Raw genomic sequence first — 21,078 nt, 5'->3', positions numbered from 1 at the left:
AATGCTTTATTAGGGGAGCGCCACTTGTTATTTTAGTCATTTGGTATTTATTAACTCAAATTAATAATTAATAAATTAAAACAATAGTTTATTTCTTTACGTTCTAGTGTGAATTTTCTCAAGGAAATTAAGTATTATGTCTCAGAAAAAGAAAAAAGGTTTTTTTTCATGGTTTGGTCTAGGTGGTCAATCTCGTAGTGACACGACAAGTGAAACACAAATAGATAACCAAACCGAAAGCAGCGTTGATGAATCTGAAAATATTGAATCGAATGATACCTATTCGCAGTCTATTATCACTGATAATATAGAAGAATCTCAATCTACGTCAGTGGATGATTCGTCTAATTCAACTATGTCCAGTGATATTACATCGAGTGAAGAGTTAAATGATATCTGCATTACGATAACTGAAGCTAGTATTGAACAAGATGCCAATACACCATTAGAGACTGAATCTAATCATCCTAATACTACAATAAATAATGAATTTGAAAATGATAATTATCCTCCTTCATCTTCAGTTCTACATTTAAAAGAAAATAGTAAACCAGATATACTTGACTCTGATAATAAACCTACCGATATAGAGTTAGAACTCATTGATACTGATGAAACTATTGAAACAGATAATTCATTAGATGCTCAAACACACACACCGGAAAATCTACAAGATTTTGTTTCAGAAGAGGTTGTTAAGAATAAGAAAGGTTTTTTTACTCGCCTAAAAGAGAGTTTAGTTAAAACAAAACAAAATATTGGCTCAGGATTTTTATCTTTGTTTTCGGGAAAACGAATAGACGCTGATCTATTTGAAGAACTTGAGGAACAACTGCTGATTGCTGATGTGGGAGTTGAAACCACTAACAAAATTATTAAAAATCTGACAGAACACGCAACTAAGAATGAACTAAAAGATGCGGGGCTTTTGTATGATAAGTTAAAAGATGAAATGTCAATGATCTTAAAGACAGTCAGTGTGCCTCTTGAAATCGCTGCTCATAAGCCGTTTGTTATTTTAATGGTTGGGGTAAATGGTGTTGGTAAAACAACAACGATTGGCAAGCTTGCAAAACAATTTCAGGCTAATGGAAAAACAGTTATGCTAGCAGCTGGTGATACCTTTAGAGCTGCAGCAGTCGAACAATTACAGGTTTGGGGGCAAAGAAACGATATCCAAGTTATTGCTCAGCATACAGGTGCCGATTCAGCTTCAGTTATATTTGATGCGCTAGAAGCTGCTAAAGCAAGAAAAGTTGATATTTTAATTGCTGATACTGCGGGTCGATTACAAAATAAGTCGCATTTGATGGATGAACTTAAAAAAATTGTCCGTGTTATGAAAAAACAAGACCCTGAAGCACCTCATGAAATAATGCTTACATTAGATGCTTGTACAGGGCAAAATGCGATAAGCCAAGCACAATTATTCGATGAGGCCGTTGGATTGACTGGACTTACTTTGACTAAATTAGATGGCACTGCAAAAGGTGGTGTAATTTTTGCATTAGCTGATAAGTTTAACATTCCAGTTCGTTATATTGGTGTGGGTGAAAAAATTGATGACTTAAGGCCTTTTAATGGCGACGAATTTGTTAATGCATTGTTTGATAAATAATTTTTATCCGCTTAATAATAGTTATGATAGTTAGCAATAAGGGTTTTGATGGTTGTTATGGACTTAAAAGGCTATCAATGATTACCAAACAAATAAGATAATTATAAGGGTTTTATATGATTCGCTTTTCACAAGTTAGTAAAGCATATCGCGGAGGCAGGCCAGCATTACAAGGGGTGAATTTGCACCTGAAATCGGGTGAAATGGCATTCTTAACAGGGCATTCAGGAGCTGGAAAAAGCACTCTTTTAAAACTTATTTGTGGTATAGAAAGGCCCAGCACAGGTAATATTTTCTTTGATGGAGTCGATATATCTAGATTATCATCAAGGGAAATTCCTTTTTTACGTCGACAAATTGGAATGATTTTTCAAAATCATCAATTATTAATGGATAAAACTGCCTACGAAAATGTCGCACTTCCGTTAATTATTGCAGGTGTTAATCCTATTGATATTAATAAGCGGGTCAATGCTGCCCTGAATAAAGTCGGATTATATGATAAAGCACAATACTATCCACTTGCACTTTCTGGGGGAGAGCAGCAGCGGGTTGGTATAGCTCGAGCGGTAGTTCATAAACCTAAGGTTTTACTGGCTGATGAACCTACCGGTAATCTTGATGATATATCTGCGCAAAAAATTATGGATGTATTTGAGTCATTTAATCAAGTTGGCGTAACAGTATTGATTGTGACTCATAATCTTGGTCTGATAAGTGCTCCTCATCATAAAGCCTACCAATTAACAGCTGGTCGATTAATTAAAGGATAAAGTGTCAGATATGAGTCAAGATAAAAAACGTATTAATCATGGTAAAACCACTTCACCTAGAGCGCAAAATAGTGCAACTAGCCGAGTATCGATGATGCAATCAGGTCTAATGGAGCAGTTCTTGTACGGCTGGAGAAGTGCTTTTGAAGATATGCGTAGTAAACCATTGGCAAATTTATTAACAATTCTTGTCATCTCTATTTCTCTATCGCTTCCAACTTTATGCTATTTACTTTGGAAAAATGTTAATGAAGCTGCCCAAGCTTGGTACCCAACTCCGCAAATTAGTGTGTATTTAGATAAATCTTTATCAGATCCCGGGGTTGAACAATTAATTATGAATTTAAATGCTTTAGATGGTGTTGCAAATGTGAACTATTTAACACGTGAAAAAACACTTGAAGAGTTTAAAAATTACTCTGGATTTAGCACTGCTATTGATTTACTTGAAGAAAACCCATTACCAGCTGTAGCAATTGTTACGCCAGAGGTTGATTTTCAGAGTGGTACATTAATTACAACCTTAAAAGAACGTATCGTCGCATTAGAAGGGGTAGATGATGTGCGTGCAGATGATAACTGGTTCGCTAGGTTAGCTTCTTTAACTAACTTAGTTGCTAAGGTTGCATTTGTTGTTGGTTGGTTGATGGTAATTGCTCTTTTCTTGGTCATTGGCAATAGTGTAAGATTAACCATTGCCAGCAGACGAGAGACGATTAATATCATGAAGCTAATAGGTGCAACAGATGGTTTTATCATGCGGCCATTCCTCTATGGAGGAGCATTGTATGGTGGTTTAGGAGCATTACTTGCAATTTTATTATCACAGCTACTTATGGTACAATTAGATAAAGCCGTAACAAATGTCGCAGTTGTTTTTGAAGCTAATTTTAGTTTAACAGGTTTAAGAATAGACGAAATGTTAATTTTAGTCTTTATTTCTGTTATGAGTGGTTGGTTTGCTGCCTGGCTTGCAACAGTCAAACATTTACGAGATTTTAGACCACAATAATCAATAAAAATTTACAATTACAAGGTTGTGATCGGTGTGTAAAGGGTTACAATCTAAGGTTAATGAGTAGCATGCTTAATCAAGTGTGTTCAATTAATAACATCAATAAGGAGGATTCTTATGACAAAAGCATTACCTGTCGCATTAATCCCGCAAGGTAGTATTGAAGGGTATTTACGTGCAGCTAATACTTATCCAATTTTGACTGCGGAAGAGGAAAAAGAGCTTGCAGAACTTTGGTATTATGATCAAGATTTAGAAGCGGCAAAAACATTGGTTTTATCCCATTTGAGATTCGTAGCTCATATTGCTAGAAACTATTCTGGTTATGGGTTGCCTCAAGCTGATTTAATTCAGGAGGGCAATGTAGGGCTAATGAAAGCAGTTAAGCGATTTAATCCAGAAATTGGAGTGAGATTAATTTCATTTGCTGTACATTGGATTAAAGCTGAAATACATGAATATGTGCTAAAAAATTGGCGTATCGTCAAAGTCGCGACGACTAAAGCTCAGAGAAAATTATTTTTTAATCTCAGGAAAAATAAAACGAGATTAGGTTGGTTCACACAAGATGAAGTTGAAACTGTCGCTAATGAATTAGGCGTTACTGCTAAAGATGTTTTAGAGATGGAATCAAGAATGGCATCTTCTGATATGGCCTTTGATCTTGGAGCGGATGATGATAATGGAGATGTATCTTCTAAGACGCCTACTTTTCATCTTGAAGATAAACAGTCTAATTTTGCAACTGTGATTGAAGAGGATAATTGGGATGATACTGCTGCTGATAAACTTGTCGATGCATTATCAAGTTTAGATGAAAGAAGCCAAGATATTATACGCTCTCGTTGGTTAGACGAGGATAATAAAGTTACTTTACAAGAATTAGCGGCTAAATATGGTGTTTCAGCTGAGCGAGTAAGGCAGCTAGAACGAAATGCAATGAATAAGTTGAAATTAGTTATTCTAGACGCCTAAATTTAGTTAACCTACTTTATATGGCTTAGAGGTATTTCTAAGCCATATTCATTAATCTTTTTTATTAATAAACCCTTCCCTAATTGAACAATAGCATACTTTATTTGAACTGCTGTATCCAATCAAAATATAAAATTTATTGTATTGTATTAAGTTAAGTTTGATGAAAATGGGGGAGGCAAAGTAGATAGATTGGAAGTTTCAGGTTTATCAATTATGGTTTAATTGACAAACCTGGTTTTCGGATATGATTTAGTTCATTCCATACTTTTTAAGTTTTTTACGCAATGTCCCACGGTTTATGCCCATCATATTTGCTGCGCGAGTTTGGTTACCACGTGTATATTGCATCACCATATCAAGAAGAGGACGTTCGACTTCTGATAAAACTAACTCATACACATCCTCAACATCTTGACCATTTAACTGGGCGAGGTAGTTCTTAATCGCTATTTTAACAGAATCACGCAATGGTTTTTGCGTGACTTGATCTTGTGAATTAAGTGTTGGGACAGTTAGTACATTTGTAGTTGCTGGTTGTTCAAACATGATAGTTATAACTCTTATATGTTAATAATGATTTTCAAAAAAAACTTCTAATGCCTCTAATTGAGCTGACGCCGTTTCAAGTGCATTAAAAGAACGCCTAAACTGGTCATCAGGTGTGTAGTCAGCTAAATACCAAGCAACATGTTTTCGTGCTATACGGTACCCTTTTTCTTCGCCATAAAATGAATGAATAGCTTCAATATGAGGAAGAACAAAGGAACGAATCTCACTTAGTGTTTTCTTTGGTAATAGTTCACCTGTATCCAGATAATGTTGTATCTCTTGGAAAATCCAAGGTTTACCTTGTGCTGCTCTACCGATCATGATGGCATCAGCACCTGTTAAATCTAATACTGCTTTTGCTTTAATCGGATTAATAATATCACCATTAGCTATAATCGGAATTGAGACAGATTCTTTTACAAGTCGAATGCTGTCGTATTCAGCTTCACCATTAAATAAACAGGCTTTAGTTCTCCCGTGTATGCTTAATGCTTTTATCCCGCAGGCTTCCGCAATCTTTGCAATCTCAAGGCAGTTGCGATTATCCTTATCCCATCCAGTACGTATTTTTAAAGTGACCGGCACTTCTACTGCATTTACAACTTCCGTTAAAATCGATTCAACTAATTTAGGATGTTGCAATAATGCCGATCCTGCTAGCTTTTTATTCACTTTTTTTGCAGGACACCCCATATTAATGTCAATAATTTCTGCTCCAGAATCCACATTCACACGTGCAGCAAGAGCCATTTCTGTCGGATCTGAACCTGCAATTTGTACGGATTTTATTCCGCAATCATCATGTATCAACCTATGTTTAGACTTAGGTGTTTTCCATACGTCTGGGTTGGATGATAACATTTCAGATACAGCTAAGGCTGCACCATTTTCAAGGCATAATTGCCTAAATGGCTTGTCTGATATCCCAGCCATGGGAGCAGCGATTAGCCTATTATTTAATTTAAATTGACCGATTTGCATTGATTGAAAAGTAACCATTAAGTCTGTTCAAGGGCGCGTATATTACGCATTTTTATAGAATTAGGAAAGTGCAAAACAGCATCAAATCAAAAATATTTTTTGAAATTTAGCTGGTTTAGAGATTGTTTTTTTTATATTTATTTAAAAACAACCACTTGAGATTCAGTCTTTAAATGTAAATTTAAGCTAAAATAATGCTAATTCAGCTAGAAACTTTCATAGTCACTATATTAGCTATCAAAATATCAGTTAAAAAGTAGGCAATGGTTCAAATGTTGGAATTGGTTGTGCATCACTATTTAGTGGTTCAGTTGAAGAATCATTAGCATTAGTAGTACTTTGAGTATTTCCTTGCGCTTTTGTGGTACTTTTAGATGCAGTTGCAGTGCTATTAGGTAATTTATTTTGTTTAATTTGTTGCATTAGAAGAAGCGTTTCTGATTCTTGAATATTAGTGACGACATTTTTCTGTTCATAAGTATCAATAGCTTGAGTGGCTGAATTTATAGGCGATGTTGAAACGGCTTTTGCATCTGAAAGGGCTAGCTTAATTGAAGGTACTTCTTGGCTAGCTGGCGCTTTAGAGTTTGCCTGGTGATTAAGTAAAGTCGTAAGTCCATCAGTTTCTGCAGGATTAGTATATTGACGTTTAGTATTTTGCTCTAATGTTGCGGGCTTGGTATTTTGAGCTAATGTCATTTGGTTTGTGTTAGTTGTCACATTTTGCATAATTGAATCTGAATGATCACCAGCTTTAGAAACAATGATCATTGTTTGGTTGCCGCTGTTGACTGACGCTCCGGCATCTGTGTGATAAATCGGCTTAACGCTTTCTTTTACCGTCCGAACGCTTGTTTGAGATATCTTTTTATTAGTGCTTAAAATAGCCTTCGTAGGCTCTTGAATATCAAATAAAGGTTGATTATTAACGTTTAGATTTGTCTTAATAGATGAATCTGTAGTTTGTGTATTTGACTCAAGCGGTCTTGTTTTTTGTATTTTGGTTTGAATTTCTTGAATTTCAAGTATTTTTTTTATTCGTATTTCACACTCTTCTAACTGATTCTTTGTTAATTTATTAGGGTTGTAATATTTGCTAGTTGTATCAGCATAGATGCAATAATCACCAGATTCTTGCGCTTTACTAGTGTTACAACCAAAAAGAAATGTAATCGATAAAATTAGGGGAGCTTTTATGCAAAGCCATAATGTTTTAAAAGATTTTTTACTATGAAAAATCAAATTCCAGTAATAAACAAGCTTGTTAAGGTTGTGTGTCGAAATTCTTCCCCATGATTTCATAAATTATTTGTTCTCTGTTCGTTTTTGCTGTAGATGAGCTAAAGGATCCGGTTGGTTAACAGCACTTTTGGTTGATGACTGACTGCCAGTTGTATCATGCAAGGCAGGGAGAGGTGTTGGATCATAATAATCCATTTGACCTTTGTTTTGTATCGCATTCACTGGATTTATATTGGTTGTGTCAGTTGGCCTTACAATTTCAGCAACAGGATTAGTATTGCTAGTTGAATTTAAAGACTCAGTACTAGACACGTTAGGTGATGATGTATAGTCAGTGGATAATTTTCCAGTGTTTTGGCTAGGTGTATTCAATTGCGTAGTACTAGTTTGAGTCGTAGAAGGGTTAGCTTCATTTGTAATTGACTGCGTTGGAGTTTGTACTTTATTGTCTACTTGAGAAGCTACAATAGCTTTAGGTTCATTTGTTTCAGTTTTATTGATAGGTTCAGCTATTTTTGTATTTCTGTTGCTGATTTGAGCTATTAGATCAACTTTAGTGGTTTCTTCACCAGGAAGTAACGCTTTTGGTTGGTTAAGTGCTGCTTGTGTGGTTTCTGATTGTAATAATGAATCTATCTGTTTTGCAACACGCGCTGCTTGTTCGGCATCATATTGGCTTTTTGATGCGGAAGGAACACTGGATGCTCTGTTTTGCGTATTATTTGAAGGAGCAGGGGTTGCACTTGCAGCATTTAAGTAGCGTTGTTGTATCGATTCACTAGAAGATGTAGGCGTTTGCTGAGCTATAATGCGAGTAGTGCTTTGATTGGCAGCGCGTTTTCTTTCAGCTTGTGTTTGGCCTGCGGCTCTTTTTTGATTGCTAGACGTAACGTTTGCACTTGAAGCATTCGCATTACTATTTTGTTGTGTGGTTTCTGAAGATAATGAATTAAGAGCTTTACTTATCTCAGTATCAGAAGGCGAATTGATATTTGCAGCAGTGATTACTTCATCCCTTTGTCTATGAATTTGAATTTGCATAGACTGGATAGCAAGAATTTTTTCTGCTTGCATACGACATGTATTGAGTTGTTCAAGTGTAAGTGAGTTAGGAGAATAATATTTACTATTAGGATCAACATGCTCACAAAAACTGGTAGGTTGATTACTCACTCTAGTACTGCATCCAGTTAAAAACAAACTGGAGAAAATCGATAGTAATAATATTGTATTAAGAGCAAGCTTGCTGCGTGCGACAGAGGTTTGCATGTTAACTCATTATCCTTTGAAATTGTAATGCATTAATATAATTAAAACGAGTCTATTGTTTAATATTTTGCCTAAAAGTATAACATATTTTTTTAAAAGGTTATCAATTAAAACACAAATATGTTTCAAATAAAGTGCTATTTGTTTCAGTTTTAGCACTTTATTTTTAGGATTAAAATAGTTAAGTGCATTTTATTTTTACTAATTTTGAATTGGTAGTTTAAAATTATTTCTAAATGTTTTAAAAGTATGACTATGGCTCCATGAGATTTAATGCCCGCATTATTGTTTATTTTGCCATTTTTTATAAAAGAATTTATACCGCATAGTGTCAAAAATTAAGTTATATATGTATGTATAGGGCAAAAAGAAAAAAATCAGACCAACATTCATTGCAAAAGAAGCATACAACGATATTCCTAATAACATAGCGCCTAATGGAACGATAAGCATTAATAGACTGATTTCAAATAAACAAGCGTGCATAATGCGTATTTTTACATTGCGTGTAAACCCTATTTTTTTCTCAAAATGATCAAATATAATATTAAAAATAATATTCATGAGCATAGCACAACCTGCATTCATTACAGTTAAGCTTGCTGAAGTAACAAGAGGCTTATTCATTATCCATGCTAAAGCAGGGGCGCACAAAATTAAAGCGATTACCTCAAACAAAATTGCATGCAATAATCTTTCTTTTTTTGTTTTATTTGGTGGTATAAAAACATCATCGATGTTATTTATCTGTGTTGACGCTTTTTCTGATGTTTTGTTTTGCATAAGTCCTCTAGCAGAGTAATTAGACAGCAATTGCATAGAAAATAAAATAGTGTACTAAGTATTAGTACACTATTTTATTTTACTACTGAGTTTGCTGTCTAATAATTTGATACTTAATATGTTATTTATGGTGTGGGTGTCAGTAATGATTTACCATATATCATCGGTGACAGTTTGAAAATTTGAGCGATTGTTTGTCCAATGTCTGCAAAAGATTCTCTAGCCCCTAAATTTTTAGATGGAAGAGAAGGGCTGTATAGCAGAACAGGGATATGTTCTCGCGTATGATCTGTTCCAGGCCATGATGGATCGCATCCATGATCGGCAGTGATGATCAATAAATCATCTTTTTGCAACTGGTTTAATAATTCTGGTAGTCTCCGGTCAAACCATTCTAATGCCTCACCATAACCCAAAATATCTCTGCGATGTCCATAAATTGAATCAAAATCAACAAGGTTAGTAAAGATGATACTATTTGGGCCTTGAGTTTGTTCTAGTTCTTGAAGGGTTGCATCAAAAAGAGGATCTAAGCCGTTTGCTTTGACCTTTTTAGTAATCCCTATATTAGCATAAATATCGGCAATTTTGCCAATTGAAACTACTTGCCCATTTTTCTCTGTTACCAGTTTTTCAAGAACAGACATTGAAGGTGGTGGTACAGCTAAGTCTTTACGATTGCCTGTTCTTGTGTAATTACCTGCTTCACCTATAAATGGCCTAGCTATAACTCGGCCAATGTTATAGTTCCCTTCATTTAGTATAGTGCGAACAATTTCACAAAGTTCGTATAGTTTTTCAAGACCATAATATTTTTCATGGCAGGCAATTTGAAAGACTGAGTCTGCAGATGTGTAAAAAATTGGCTTCCCTGTCTGAATATGCTCTGAACCTAACTCTTCTAAAATTGATGTTCCTGATGCATGGCAATTTCCTAGGTAACCTAATAGACCCGCTTTTTGGACTATTTCATTAAGTAATGGTTCTGGAAAGCTGTTTTGTTTTTCAGCAAAATATCCCCAATCAAATAGTACAGGTACTCCCGCAATTTCCCAATGTCCTGACGGCGTGTCTTTGCCCGATGAAAGTTCTTTTGCATAACCATAGCTTCCTATTGGGGTAATGTTATCATCCATACCAACAGGATAACGGCCAGAAGCTCCTTTTGCAGCTATACCCAAGCCAAGCTTATTCAAATTTGGTAGGTTTAAAGGCATTTTTCTACCATTATTTTTATGGAGGCTATGAAAATAATCTGCTATGTGGCCTAATGTGTTTGAACCTGCATCGCCAAATTTATCAGCATCAGGTGTCGCTCCTATACCAAAAGAATCTAAGAGCATAATGATGACACGTTTCATTTTAATACCTCAATAAATAAAAAAGTTTTATTCGAATTGACAATCTAAATGGTATGTATTGTTAACTTAATGATGGACTGAGTATGCCAGAGTGAAATCATAAAAGCTAATTTTTTTGTTATAAAAATAACATCTATGATAGAGGTGCGTGGTTCTTAAGTTTTTTTGGCTTTTATTCTTGCTTTTTAGATGTGTTTTATTTTATTTGTTATAAAAATAACTTTTTTGATGTTATTTTTGGTTGGTTTGAATATTTCCATAAACAGTTTTTTATTGCTCATGGAAATGAGCACATTATTCAGTTAGCGGTAAGGTTAATTTTATATTTGAATGTAGGATAAAATTATTTATAGATTCAGGAGGAGTATCATTTGTGATGAGCTCATCAAAATCCTCTAAATTGGCAAATAATCCTGGGCGTACTACTTCAAATTTTTCATTGTCACTAACTAGTAGAGTATATTCACTGTTTTGAATTGCAAGCTGTTTTACGCTGACTTCATCTAATACCCAAGTAGTAACGCCTTTCGCCGCACAGACTCCCGCAGCAGATATAAAAGCTTTGTTTGAATAAATATTGGTCAATTCATTTGGCTGGGTTATAGGAATGAATACTTGTGAGCTCTCTTTAAATTCGCCACCGCAAAGAATCACCCTGCAATTAGCTTTTTGCTTAAGTGCTAAAAAAGCATGAATGCTATAACAAAGGGCTGTGAACTTGATGGAGTCATCAATTGCATGAATAATAAAAGGAATGGTTGTACCTGAATCAAAGAAAATTGTATCATTATTTTGCACTAAACTCGCAGCTAATATGCCAATTTTTTGCTTTTCGACTACATTTCTTTCTTGTTGTTCAGTGATAAAATATCGGTTATTGCTCATACCATTCAATGAAGCACTTGCTACAATATATCCACCTAACAACCTCAAACTATTTTGCCCAGAGCTGATGTCTCTGCGAATAGTCATCTCCGATACATTAAGTAGGGATGCAGCTTCATTGATTCTAAGTTTTTCTAGGCCTTGTAACGCCACAAGTAATTTTTCAAGTCGATATTTACGTCTGATGTCCAATAGCATCCCCTTTTATGATTTGGTCTAGATTCCCGTATATAATAGATTTGAATTTACTATTATTTATAAAGTAACGAATTGAATCGTTCTATAATAGAACTTAATTTTAAAGTTAGTCGGTTAAAGGCTTTGAATAGTAACTTAACTATTGTGTAAAGTCTATGTGGCGATACATCTTCGGCAAAAAATTCTCTGTTATATTTGACAGTAATGAGTCCACTTCAAGTCATGAAAGGTTGTTAGTTTTAGTCAAGTCGTTTAGGGTATAAAAATTAAATCAATTTTATACCCTAAACCCTTAAATGTTGATTTTTTGCAAGTTAAATCAATTGTGTTATAGGGGGGTAATAAAGCGCTGCTGAAAAATAAGAAATGTTGCTTACAAAAACGTTAAGAGTGATATGGAAATGGTTATGGTGAAATCTTAAGTTTTAAGCATAATGACAATTGTGGTAAATAAAAAAACCACTATCTTTTAGGATAGTGGTAAATAATATATTTTATTTTAAAACAGTTGGTTTATTTTTTAAATGTCTACATTCATTGCTCGAAGTGCATTATCTTCAATGAAGGCTCTTCTAGGTTCAACTTCATCACCCATTAAGGTAGTGAAAATTTCATCTGCTGCAATCGCATCTTTAATCGTTACTTGCAACATGCGCCTTGTTGTTGGATCCATTGTTGTTTCCCAAAGTTGTTCAGGATTCATTTCACCAAGACCTTTATAACGTTGGATTGTAAGTCCTCTTTTTGATTCTTTTACGAGCCAATCTAAAGCTTGTTCAAAACTTGAAATTGTTGCTTTGCGCTCACCTCTTAGCACATAGGCATCTTCTTGAATAAGGCCTCTAACTTGACGTCCAAAATTTCCAATACGCTGATACTCTGTGCTTTGGAAAAACTCACTATCTAATAGATAGTGATTATCAACACCATGAGTTCTAATGCGAAGTTTAGGTTCAAATAATTGGCGTTCTTTGTTATAAATGACTTCATTAAAGTAGGTGCTACCATGAATTTCAGTCTCATTGAGAATTGCAACAAATTGATTAACCCAATTAGCAACAATCTCTTCATTTTTCATCTGCTCTAAGGTTAAGTCATCTATGTATACTAGTTGATTAAGTAGATGCCGTGGGTAAGAGCGCTCCATTCGGTTAAACATTTTTTCAATCGCATAATATTCCAATACTAATTTTTCTAAAGGCTGCCCAGTCAAGGCAGGCGCATCAGTAGAGTAGTATAATTGTGCCCCATCAAGTGCAATAGACATTTGATAAGCTTCCATCGCTTCATCATCTTTTATATATTGCTCTTGCTTGCCTCTTTTAACTTTATAGAGCGGTGGTTGAGCGATAAATACATGCCCACGTTCTATAATTTCAGGCATCTGCCTAAAGAAAAATGTTAATAATAGTGTGCGAATATGAGAGCCGTCGACATCAGCATCCGTCATAATAATGATACTGTGATAGCGAAGTTTATCAGGATTATATTCATCTCGGCCAATACCACAGCCAAGGGCGGTAATTAATGTGCCAACCTCTTGTGAAGAAAGCATTTTATCAAATCTGGCGCGTTCGACATTTAAAATTTTACCTTTCAGTGGTAAAATTGCTTGGTTTTTTCGATTACGTCCCTGTTTTGCAGAACCGCCCGCAGAGTCCCCTTCCACTAAATAGAGTTCAGATAGCGCAGGATCACGTTCTTGACAGTCAGCAAGTTTACCTGGTAATCCTGCTAAATCTAACGCTCCTTTTCGTCTTGTCATTTCTCTAGCTTTTCGCGCAGCTTCACGCGCCCTTGCGGCATCAATAATTTTGTTGACAATGATTTTCGCATCATTAGGGTGCTCAAGTAAGTATTCACTTAATTTTTCATTCATTAAACTTTCGACAGCAGTTTTTACCTCAGAAGAGACAAGCTTATCTTTAGTTTGTGAGGAAAACTTAGGATCGGGTACTTTAACGGAAATAACCGCAATTAGACCTTCTCTTGAGTCATCACCAGATGCACTAATTTTGTTCTTAGGGTTTTTAGTAATTTCTTTTTCAATATAGCTATTGAGTGTCCTAGTCATCGCTGAGCGGAAACCAACTAAATGTGTTCCGCCATCTCTTTGAGGTATGTTGTTGGTATAGCAATAAATATTTTCTTGGAATCCATCATTCCATTGCATTGCAACTTCAACACCTATCTCATCTCTTTCTAATGAAAAATAGAACACAGCAGGATGCACGGGGGTTTTATTTTTACTTAGATGTTCAACGAACGCCCTAATTCCACCATCATAATGGAAATGGTCTTCTCTTCCATCCCGCTTATCTAATAATTTAATTGATACACCGGAGTTTAAAAATGATAGTTCACGTAATCTCTTTGCTAATATGTCATATTCAAATTGGTTCTGACTCTTAAATGTTTCATAACTTGGCCAGAATCTAACGCGCGTACCAGTTTGTTCAGTTTCACCTATTACAGTCAGTGGTGCTTGAGGCTCACCGTGTGCAAAAAACATTTCATGTACTTTTCCTGCACGCTTCACTGTAAGTTGCAATTTTTCTGATAGGGCATTAACAACAGATACCCCTACGCCATGTAAGCCACCTGAGACTTTATAAGAATTATCATCAAATTTACCACCAGCATGCAATACAGTCATGATAACTTCAGCTGCAGAGACTCCTTCTTCAGGATGAATGTCTGTTGGTATTCCGCGTCCATCGTCTTGTACCGATACAGAGTTATCACTATGAATAGTGACGAGTATATTTGTACAATGCCCCGCTAGTGCTTCATCGATAGAGTTATCAACTACTTCAAATACCATGTGGTGCAAACCTGTGCCATCATCAGTGTCACCAATATACATACCTGGGCGTTTACGAACAGCGTCAAGGCCTTTTAGCACTTTAATGCTGGAAGAATCATAATTTGACATTCAATCTTCTCTCATAGTGTGTCGTTAATACCTATTAAAATTAGAGTCTCATTTTTAGGTAAAACAGTTGATTAAGGCTTTTTTTATCAAGGGAACTTAATAAAATTATCACGCTATTATAGCATGAAATTATTCAATATTGGGCATTTTCATCAAATATTAAATGACCGTATGATGTAGCATAATTTAAACCCTTAATTTACATATAAACTCATCAAATAAGATGCTTATCAAACATTAGGTTTATTGTTTAAAGATGAATTTCTAAGTAAAATCGGAAGGTGACATCTTATCCATTTTGCTGTAAAGCCCCGCCATTAAGGGTAAAAATATAAGAGTAATGACGTGGTCGTTATTTTTGAAGAGTTCTTTGTTCTTCTGTATATTGATTGATAATAGATATTGGTGCTTTACCACAACGTTCTGCAAAATAAGAAGGCGATCACAAACGACCTATCCAAAGTTTCTTTTTCAGTTAGATATAATATTTTTTAACCATATCGACTAGATATATCTTTCAAACTATTAACTAAGCTTGATATTGACATTTTATCTGATAATTATTTAACAGATAAATTTGGTTATGTGCTTCATCAAGTTCGATTGATTTTGCTTCAAAGCTTTTACAAATTTTAGCGAATATTAGCTTTATACCTTCAATTATCGGGTGGGTAAACACACCGCTGTAATATTTAGTTATCTACACTAAGTGAATGTGCATGTTAAAAATACTGTTTTCTATTGTGCCTAATATCTAATTGATTATTCATATACCAATAGTATAATGTCATGATGGAAATTAAAAAAAAGCGTTTAAATTTGAACTCATGCCAAACGGTGAGTAGATCCCAAAATGAAATAATTTTGTGGTTGTTCACCTTTAGTGTTCAATATAGCTTTGGCTTGGCAAGGCGGATACTTAATCGCAGTGCTACCTAAAAATACTAGTCTAACATGTCCTTGCAGCTCTCTCATATATCGATAGAAAATCGTTTAATACAAGCATCATTTCAAATGCATTGAATGCCAATTTGAAGGAAATGCGGATGTTGTTTAAACCATCAATATATTAAGGGCAGGAATCAGCAACAAGAAACCACCGATGCAAGTTAGTTATAAACTAACAGCAGTAATAATCCACTTCGTTTAGGATTCGGAGTATGACAAAAAAACAATGATCAATTGAGTATATATTGTTGTATTTAAAAACTTTAGATGGATGAGTGAACCGCTCGTACTATCATTAATCAATTAAGGATTAACCATGACCAATACAGTAGCTCATAAATTAGAAGAATCAGTACAACCACAGCTAGTCGTAGAATTATCAACTAGTAAAGCACCTAAAATATTTGGAGAGTCGGCAACATTAAGTTTTCGAACTGATGAAAGCAATCAATACATTGCGACAATTCATATTAACACGTCAACAAGTCTTGATAAAGTATTGACAGTTATTCGTTCTGCCTCCAGAAAAATTGAATCGCAAGGTATGCGTAATGTTCATTTGATAGGTGAGAGTTGGACACATGAACACTGTTTTGCATTTTGGCAAGGCTTTTGGCACCCTAAAAATCAAATATCAATTATTTACCCTGAATTAGTTTTAGAGTCAAAAGTATTGCTGAATCATTGGATATCCATTTCAAAATGGGTACGTGAAATAATTAATTTACCAGCTGAAGAATTAGGTCCGATAGATCTTGCTAATAGTGCGCTTGAGTTATTTACTCAAGTTGCAGAAGATAAAATTAGTTATGAAATGATAGTAGGGGACGATTTGTTAGAAAAATCTTACTCAGGGCTACATACGGTTGGTAGAGGCTCGCATCGTCCCCCAGTCTATTTAAAAGTAGATTATAATCCTACAGGAAACCCAGAAGAACCAATTTTAGCGTGTTTAGTAGGAAAAGGAATCACTTTTGATACAGGTGGTTATAGCCTTAAAGCAAGTAGCTTTATGGAATCAATGAAATCCGATATGGGTGGGGCTGCATTAGTAAGTGGTAGCTTAGCATTAGCAATGGCATTAAATGTGAATGCAAGAATCCAACTGATTTTGTGTTGCGCTGATAATATGGTTAGTGGCAATGCATTTAGATTAGGTGACATTATTCATTATCGTAATGGTAAAACAGTAGAAGTGTTAAATACAGATGCAGAAGGACGACTTGTATTGGCAGATGGTCTGATTGATGCCTCTTCACTTAAACCAACATACATAATAGATTGCGCAACCCTAACAGGCGCAGCAAAAGTTGCATTGAGTAATGATTATCACGCGTTATTTAGTTTTGATAATAATATGGTTCATGACTTTTGTCAGGCGGCAAGTGAACAGCACGAACCGTTTTGGCGCTTACCTCTTGATGAGTTTCATCGTGACCAAATGCCCTCTAATTTTGCCGATATAAGTAATACTAATAGTGCAGCGCACACTGCAGGAGCCAGCACAGCTGCAGCATTCTTATCTCACTTTGTAGAACCTTATCAAAATAATTGGCTCCATATTGACTGTTCTGCAACTTATAGAAAAGGGGCTGTAGATGGATGGGCTGCCGGTGCTACAGGGATTGGAATTAGAGCATTAGCGAGTTATTTAATCGTTGCATCGCAACAGAAAAGGTAAAGAGTATGAATGAAACATCTATTGATAATATTAATATGCAATCTGATGAACTCGGTTTACTATTAGAGCAAGCAACTAAGGATGAATCTGTCCGCGGTGAATTTTATGACAAGTTAGTTGATTCTAATATTTTTGTTTTAACTAATGATGAATTAGCCACTCAACATATCCATGAAATTATTGGTAGGGCTGATTCTGCCAGAACACTTGATTTAATCCATTGGCAGTTGTCAGACGGACAATATGTTGTTCCTTTTTTTTCATCAATAGATAAATTAACCCAAGCAGTTAAGAAGCATTCAATATTAGAGGTTGATGGATCTTCGACTCAAGATAAAATTAAATTTATTTCATTACCTACTCATATACTGTTTGATTTTACGCTTGGTCAATCTTTATTTCTTAACCCTAATTGTGAATATAGTAAGTTATTTTACCCTGATGAAATTAAAGGTTTAATGGATCCACAAAGCCAGTTAAAGAAAATGAGCATTGTGACTGAAGGGCAAATTCCACTAAAATTGACTACACTAGAGACTGAGCCAGAGTTACTTGTCAATAAAGCTAATGAGCTATTAAAACAGCAGAAGATTGTTACTAAAGCCTACCTTGCTCGATTTGCTTCAGAATCATTAAACGAATCAGGTTATCTTCTAGGAATTGAAATGAGCCCGCTTACAACAGAACATGAGTATGAAACACTCTTCATGCAACTAGGTGAGTCGTTATCTGATTATTTGGATGAAGATGACATCTTAGATATCTGTGTTGTTAGATCAGAGCCAGATACTTGCCAGGTCAGTCATTTTTTAAAATCACACACACGAGCATTCTATCAACGCAGATTAGGTGGGTTTTTACGCGATGCGATTAAAATCCAACAAATTTAAACTATCAGCGTAGGTGTTTTTGTTTTAAACTTATTGTGTATATCTAGAATTTGCCATTAACACCATTTTGAGACTCTAATCAAAATTACAGCTTAATGTAGTCCTGTAAGATACGCTTAACGCAATAGCATAAGGTTTATATTTAAAAAGGAAATAAAATGAACCAAGCTCTGAGTGATTTTTTTAATAAAATCAATGAGATTTTTGATGTAATACGTATTGTGTCTGATTATATTTGGGCATTTCCAACACAATATACTTGGTATGCAAGCATTCCAATAATAGGAGAGCTTGCTATGCCGATAGTTATTTTATTTGGAGTTGGAATCTATTTCACTATTAGAACTAAATTTATTGCATTGCTTAGTTTTAAACGATCAGTCGGAATTATTCTAAGTAAACAACCCTCAAAAACAGGAGTTAGTGCATTAAGCGCATTTATGCTTGGATTAGCTATGCGTATTGGTCCTGGTAATATTGTGGGTGTAACAGGAGCGATTGCAGTCGGTGGGCCTGGTGCATTATTTTGGATGTGGGTTGCTGCTTTTTTTGGTATGACCACAGCTTTCATGGAGGCTGTACTTGCTCAAATTTTTAAAGAAAAGAAAAATGAGGAATTTGTTGGTGGGTTACCATTTTATGGTAAACGCTTATTAGGTAATATGCGCTGGGTGGGAGTCTGTTTATCGGTTGCTTTTATTATTTATGCGCTTTTTAATATCCCTGCTCAAACATTTAATGTTTTTAGTGCAATTGACCAAATCACCAAAAATACCACTGGTGTGACTTATGAAAAACAATCTTTTTTTAGTTATAGTGTTGCTTTAATACTAATTTTATCAAGCGCCATATTAATTTTTGGTGGAATTAGACGTGTTATTAAATATGTAAATATTTTGGTTCCTTTCAAAGCGACATTATTTTTCATAGTCTCAATTTATTTGGTCATTACTAATATCACACTTATTCCATATTTTTTTGAAGTCGTTATTAAAGAAGCATTTTCTCCAAGTGCTATTTTTGGTGGGTCAGTAGGGGTTGCAATCGCTCAAGGCGTGAAGCGAGGACTAATGTCTAATGAAGCAGGGCAAGGTACGATTACCATGGCTGCTGCAATCGCCGATAATAGACATCCTTGTGAACAAGGTTTTGTTCAAAGTTTCGGGGTATTCGTTGATACTATGGTTATCTGTACCTTAACAGGGTTTATTGTTATATTTGCACATCTTTGGGAAACACCTGATGCAACTTATTGGGATGCTATCAAAGATCAACGTATCGAAATGTATCTAGAATCAGTTAAAGCGCTTACCTCTGAGCACTTAGAGCATTTTATTAAAATCTTGATCGCAGTATGTTATGGACTTTTTGCTTTTACGACATTACTAGGAATGATTTCATTTGCTGAAATATCAGCAAATTATATTTCTAAAAAAGATAGTTTTATCTTATTCATCCGTATTTTAGGGGCATGTGTATTTGTTCCTTTCGGTGTAATTACTGTTTTAGCTGATTTGAGGTTATCTAATCTTTGGAATATCACTGATTTGACAAATTTAATGATGGTATATCTTAATATACCAATTTTATTGCTAGGTGCTCCGCTCGTATATCAGGCTTTAAAGCACTATTTAGAGAATGAAAAAAATAAGCAATTGCAATTTGATTCTGACAATGTATTAGGTGTAAAAACCGAGTATTGGACTTCAATCCCTAAAAACTAGAATGGTTTTTAATCGCCCCATATTAAATAGAGTAAATAGTTATTTTAATTTGTTTTTTTTTATATGGGGTGGTTGCAATTGTAAGTGAAATTTCACCATTTTTGCTAGTATCATATCTTCAATTAGGAAAGGAATAATTCTAGCGTATGGGCAGAATCATTTTGAAGGCAATTGATGCTTATTAAGCAACAAGTTTAGTTACAATATGAAAAAATACCACAATTAAACTTGGCCTATATGTAATGGTAATTAAGATAGTTCTTTTTTTTCTAAATAGGCTCTTGTATCATTACATAATTTTACGAGTAGGTATATGTAATTACTTACCACTGATGAGGCTTGATTCTTATAATCGTAATCTAGATGAATTTTATCTGGCTTGTGTTGCAATCAATTTAACTTCAAATCGGTTTGTTGGCCAATGTTCACTTTTCTTTGTGTTTAATCATTCCGATCAAGCAATTTATTGTAAACCAGGTAAATCTTACCAATTATTGTCAACAAATTCACCATGTGAATCTTTCAGTGCTGAGCTAAAATTTTGCATTGATAAGTTCAGATAGTTTATTTCGTTCATTCATTTTTTTAGCTATCTCAAATAAAACAATAACGGTTTAGTTCTGTGACAATATAACCTAGGCTAATATCCCAAGGTTCGGTTGGAATGGTGTCTAATTGCTGAAGACTATAAGCAAATCCAATCAATTTTGCAGAATCGTTTAGATGGCAAAGTGTTCTATCATAAAATCCCCCTCCCATACCTAGTCTATTGCCTTTCAAATCAAAACCAGTTAAAGGCATAACAAAATAATTGATTTGATCCAGTGGCGTAATTGCTCTTAGGTCTAATTTAGGTTCTAAAATCCCAAATTTATTTTTTATTAGAGTGGTATTCTTATCAAATTTTTGAAATAGAAGTGTTTTTTTACTAAATGGGTGAATGATTGGTAGGTAAACAGAAACGTTATTTTTCTGAAGATGTTGGATAGTACAATAAGGATCAATTTCCCCATTAAATGCAAGGAAAAGTGCAATTTTATAATCATTCCTATGATTGATTAATAACTCGTTTAGTAGTTCAATTAGTTGTAAGTTTGCACGGTGGTTGAGTAAATTTCTAGATGTGTCATCTAACGAAAGGCGCTTAGCTTTTAAAATTTTACGAAAATTCGCTTTATTGTAATTGAGATTTGTTTGCTGTCGCATAGGGTATTATAAAATACTAAATCATGAATTTGTAAGACTCAT

16 protein-coding genes are annotated in these 21,078 nt (G+C 34.8%); 7 read left to right on the top strand and 9 right to left on the bottom strand.

Going from position 1 to position 21,078, the window contains the following annotated elements:
• Positions 1-136: 136 nt before the first annotated feature.
• The 4 genes from ftsY to rpoH all read left to right on the top strand — a co-directional run bounded on the left by ftsY (position 137) and on the right by rpoH (position 4,381).
• Entirely contained in the window at positions 137-1,618 is a 1,482-nt protein-coding gene (gene ftsY, locus BMW37_RS04115; RefSeq protein WP_093318028.1) for a signal recognition particle-docking protein FtsY, read from the top strand.
• 116 nt (positions 1,619-1,734) lie between these two features.
• The gene (ftsE, locus tag BMW37_RS04110; RefSeq protein WP_093318022.1) at positions 1,735-2,391 is read left to right on the top strand and encodes a cell division ATP-binding protein FtsE; all 657 of its coding nucleotides are present in this window, start codon (positions 1,735-1,737) and stop codon (positions 2,389-2,391) included.
• 10 nt (positions 2,392-2,401) lie between these two features.
• Positions 2,402-3,403, top strand: a complete 1,002-nt coding sequence (gene ftsX / locus BMW37_RS04105; RefSeq protein WP_093318219.1) for a permease-like cell division protein FtsX — start codon at positions 2,402-2,404, stop codon at positions 3,401-3,403.
• 120 nt (positions 3,404-3,523) lie between these two features.
• Positions 3,524-4,381 carry an RNA polymerase sigma factor RpoH gene (gene rpoH, locus BMW37_RS04100; protein WP_093318021.1) on the top strand — a complete coding sequence of 286 codons (858 nt, stop codon included), beginning with the start codon at positions 3,524-3,526 and terminating at the stop codon, positions 4,379-4,381.
• A 252-nt stretch (positions 4,382-4,633) separates the two neighbouring features.
• On the opposite strand, the gene fis is transcribed toward rpoH, so the two are convergent.
• The 8 genes from fis to gyrB form a co-directional block, all read right to left on the bottom strand.
• Positions 4,634-4,930 (bottom strand): DNA-binding transcriptional regulator Fis, encoded by a 297-nt coding sequence (fis, locus tag BMW37_RS04095; RefSeq protein WP_093318020.1) that lies wholly within the window; start codon positions 4,928-4,930, stop codon positions 4,634-4,636.
• Positions 4,931-4,951: 21 nt separating this feature from the next.
• Positions 4,952-5,914, bottom strand: coding sequence for a tRNA dihydrouridine synthase DusB (gene dusB, locus BMW37_RS04090; RefSeq protein ID WP_093318218.1), 963 nt, complete (start codon positions 5,912-5,914; stop codon positions 4,952-4,954).
• A 249-nt stretch (positions 5,915-6,163) separates the two neighbouring features.
• Positions 6,164-7,216 carry a hypothetical protein gene (locus BMW37_RS04085; RefSeq protein WP_093318019.1) on the bottom strand — a complete coding sequence of 351 codons (1,053 nt, stop codon included), beginning with the start codon at positions 7,214-7,216 and terminating at the stop codon, positions 6,164-6,166.
• Between the two features lie 3 nt (positions 7,217-7,219).
• Positions 7,220-8,425 carry a hypothetical protein gene (locus tag BMW37_RS04080; RefSeq protein ID WP_093318018.1) on the bottom strand — a complete coding sequence of 402 codons (1,206 nt, stop codon included), beginning with the start codon at positions 8,423-8,425 and terminating at the stop codon, positions 7,220-7,222.
• 282 nt (positions 8,426-8,707) lie between these two features.
• Positions 8,708-9,208 carry a PACE efflux transporter gene (locus BMW37_RS04075; RefSeq protein ID WP_177168572.1) on the bottom strand — a complete coding sequence of 167 codons (501 nt, stop codon included), beginning with the start codon at positions 9,206-9,208 and terminating at the stop codon, positions 8,708-8,710.
• A gap of 125 nt (positions 9,209-9,333) precedes the next feature.
• The gene (locus tag BMW37_RS04070) at positions 9,334-10,569 is read right to left on the bottom strand and encodes a phosphopentomutase (protein WP_093318016.1); all 1,236 of its coding nucleotides are present in this window, start codon (positions 10,567-10,569) and stop codon (positions 9,334-9,336) included.
• A gap of 294 nt (positions 10,570-10,863) precedes the next feature.
• Complete coding sequence (deoR, locus tag BMW37_RS04065) at positions 10,864-11,646, bottom strand: DNA-binding transcriptional repressor DeoR (RefSeq protein ID WP_177168571.1); 783 nt, start codon at positions 11,644-11,646, stop codon at positions 10,864-10,866.
• Between the two features lie 526 nt (positions 11,647-12,172).
• Positions 12,173-14,587 carry a DNA topoisomerase (ATP-hydrolyzing) subunit B gene (gene gyrB / locus BMW37_RS04060; protein ID WP_093318014.1) on the bottom strand — a complete coding sequence of 805 codons (2,415 nt, stop codon included), beginning with the start codon at positions 14,585-14,587 and terminating at the stop codon, positions 12,173-12,175.
• Positions 14,588-15,851: 1,264 nt separating this feature from the next.
• Here gyrB and pepB point away from each other — a divergent pair.
• From pepB to BMW37_RS04040, 3 genes are all read left to right on the top strand, one after another.
• The gene (pepB, locus tag BMW37_RS04050; protein WP_093318013.1) at positions 15,852-17,216 is read left to right on the top strand and encodes an aminopeptidase PepB; all 1,365 of its coding nucleotides are present in this window, start codon (positions 15,852-15,854) and stop codon (positions 17,214-17,216) included.
• A gap of 5 nt (positions 17,217-17,221) precedes the next feature.
• Positions 17,222-18,106 carry an enhanced serine sensitivity protein SseB C-terminal domain-containing protein gene (locus BMW37_RS04045; RefSeq protein ID WP_093318012.1) on the top strand — a complete coding sequence of 295 codons (885 nt, stop codon included), beginning with the start codon at positions 17,222-17,224 and terminating at the stop codon, positions 18,104-18,106.
• 158 nt (positions 18,107-18,264) lie between these two features.
• A complete protein-coding gene (locus BMW37_RS04040) occupies positions 18,265-19,830 on the top strand; it encodes an alanine/glycine:cation symporter family protein (RefSeq protein ID WP_093318011.1) in 1,566 nt (521 codons plus the stop codon).
• Between the two features lie 594 nt (positions 19,831-20,424).
• On the opposite strand, the gene BMW37_RS04030 is transcribed toward BMW37_RS04040, so the two are convergent.
• Positions 20,425-21,036 carry a 5-formyltetrahydrofolate cyclo-ligase gene (locus BMW37_RS04030; RefSeq protein WP_093318009.1) on the bottom strand — a complete coding sequence of 204 codons (612 nt, stop codon included), beginning with the start codon at positions 21,034-21,036 and terminating at the stop codon, positions 20,425-20,427.
• Positions 21,037-21,078: the final 42 nt, after the last annotated feature.

The organism is Thorsellia anophelis DSM 18579 (assembly GCF_900111395.1).
Taxonomy (GTDB): Bacteria; Pseudomonadota; Gammaproteobacteria; order Enterobacterales; family Thorselliaceae; genus Thorsellia; species Thorsellia anophelis.
This window is presented reverse-complemented; position numbering and strand designations above follow the sequence as displayed.

Bases quoted from the DNA above. Each gene is read 5' to 3' on its own strand.
- gyrB (WP_093318014.1), bottom strand. From the start codon at position 14,587: ATGTCAAATTATGATTCTTCCAGCATTAAAGTGCTAAAAGGCCTTGAC.
- BMW37_RS04075 (WP_177168572.1), bottom strand. From the start codon at position 9,208: ATGCAAAACAAAACATCAGAAAAAGCGTCAACACAGATAAATAACATC.
- BMW37_RS04045 (WP_093318012.1), top strand. From the start codon at position 17,222: ATGAATGAAACATCTATTGATAATATTAATATGCAATCTGATGAACTC.
- BMW37_RS04080 (WP_093318018.1), bottom strand. From the start codon at position 8,425: ATGCAAACCTCTGTCGCACGCAGCAAGCTTGCTCTTAATACAATATTA.
- rpoH (WP_093318021.1), top strand. From the start codon at position 3,524: ATGACAAAAGCATTACCTGTCGCATTAATCCCGCAAGGTAGTATTGAA.
- BMW37_RS04085 (WP_093318019.1), bottom strand. From the start codon at position 7,216: ATGAAATCATGGGGAAGAATTTCGACACACAACCTTAACAAGCTTGTT.
- BMW37_RS04040 (WP_093318011.1), top strand. From the start codon at position 18,265: ATGAACCAAGCTCTGAGTGATTTTTTTAATAAAATCAATGAGATTTTT.
- BMW37_RS04030 (WP_093318009.1), bottom strand. From the start codon at position 21,036: ATGCGACAGCAAACAAATCTCAATTACAATAAAGCGAATTTTCGTAAA.
- ftsX (WP_093318219.1), top strand. From the start codon at position 2,402: ATGAGTCAAGATAAAAAACGTATTAATCATGGTAAAACCACTTCACCT.
- ftsE (WP_093318022.1), top strand. From the start codon at position 1,735: ATGATTCGCTTTTCACAAGTTAGTAAAGCATATCGCGGAGGCAGGCCA.
- fis (WP_093318020.1), bottom strand. From the start codon at position 4,930: ATGTTTGAACAACCAGCAACTACAAATGTACTAACTGTCCCAACACTT.
- ftsY (WP_093318028.1), top strand. From the start codon at position 137: ATGTCTCAGAAAAAGAAAAAAGGTTTTTTTTCATGGTTTGGTCTAGGT.
- dusB (WP_093318218.1), bottom strand. From the start codon at position 5,914: ATGCAAATCGGTCAATTTAAATTAAATAATAGGCTAATCGCTGCTCCC.
- BMW37_RS04070 (WP_093318016.1), bottom strand. From the start codon at position 10,569: ATGAAACGTGTCATCATTATGCTCTTAGATTCTTTTGGTATAGGAGCG.
- pepB (WP_093318013.1), top strand. From the start codon at position 15,852: ATGACCAATACAGTAGCTCATAAATTAGAAGAATCAGTACAACCACAG.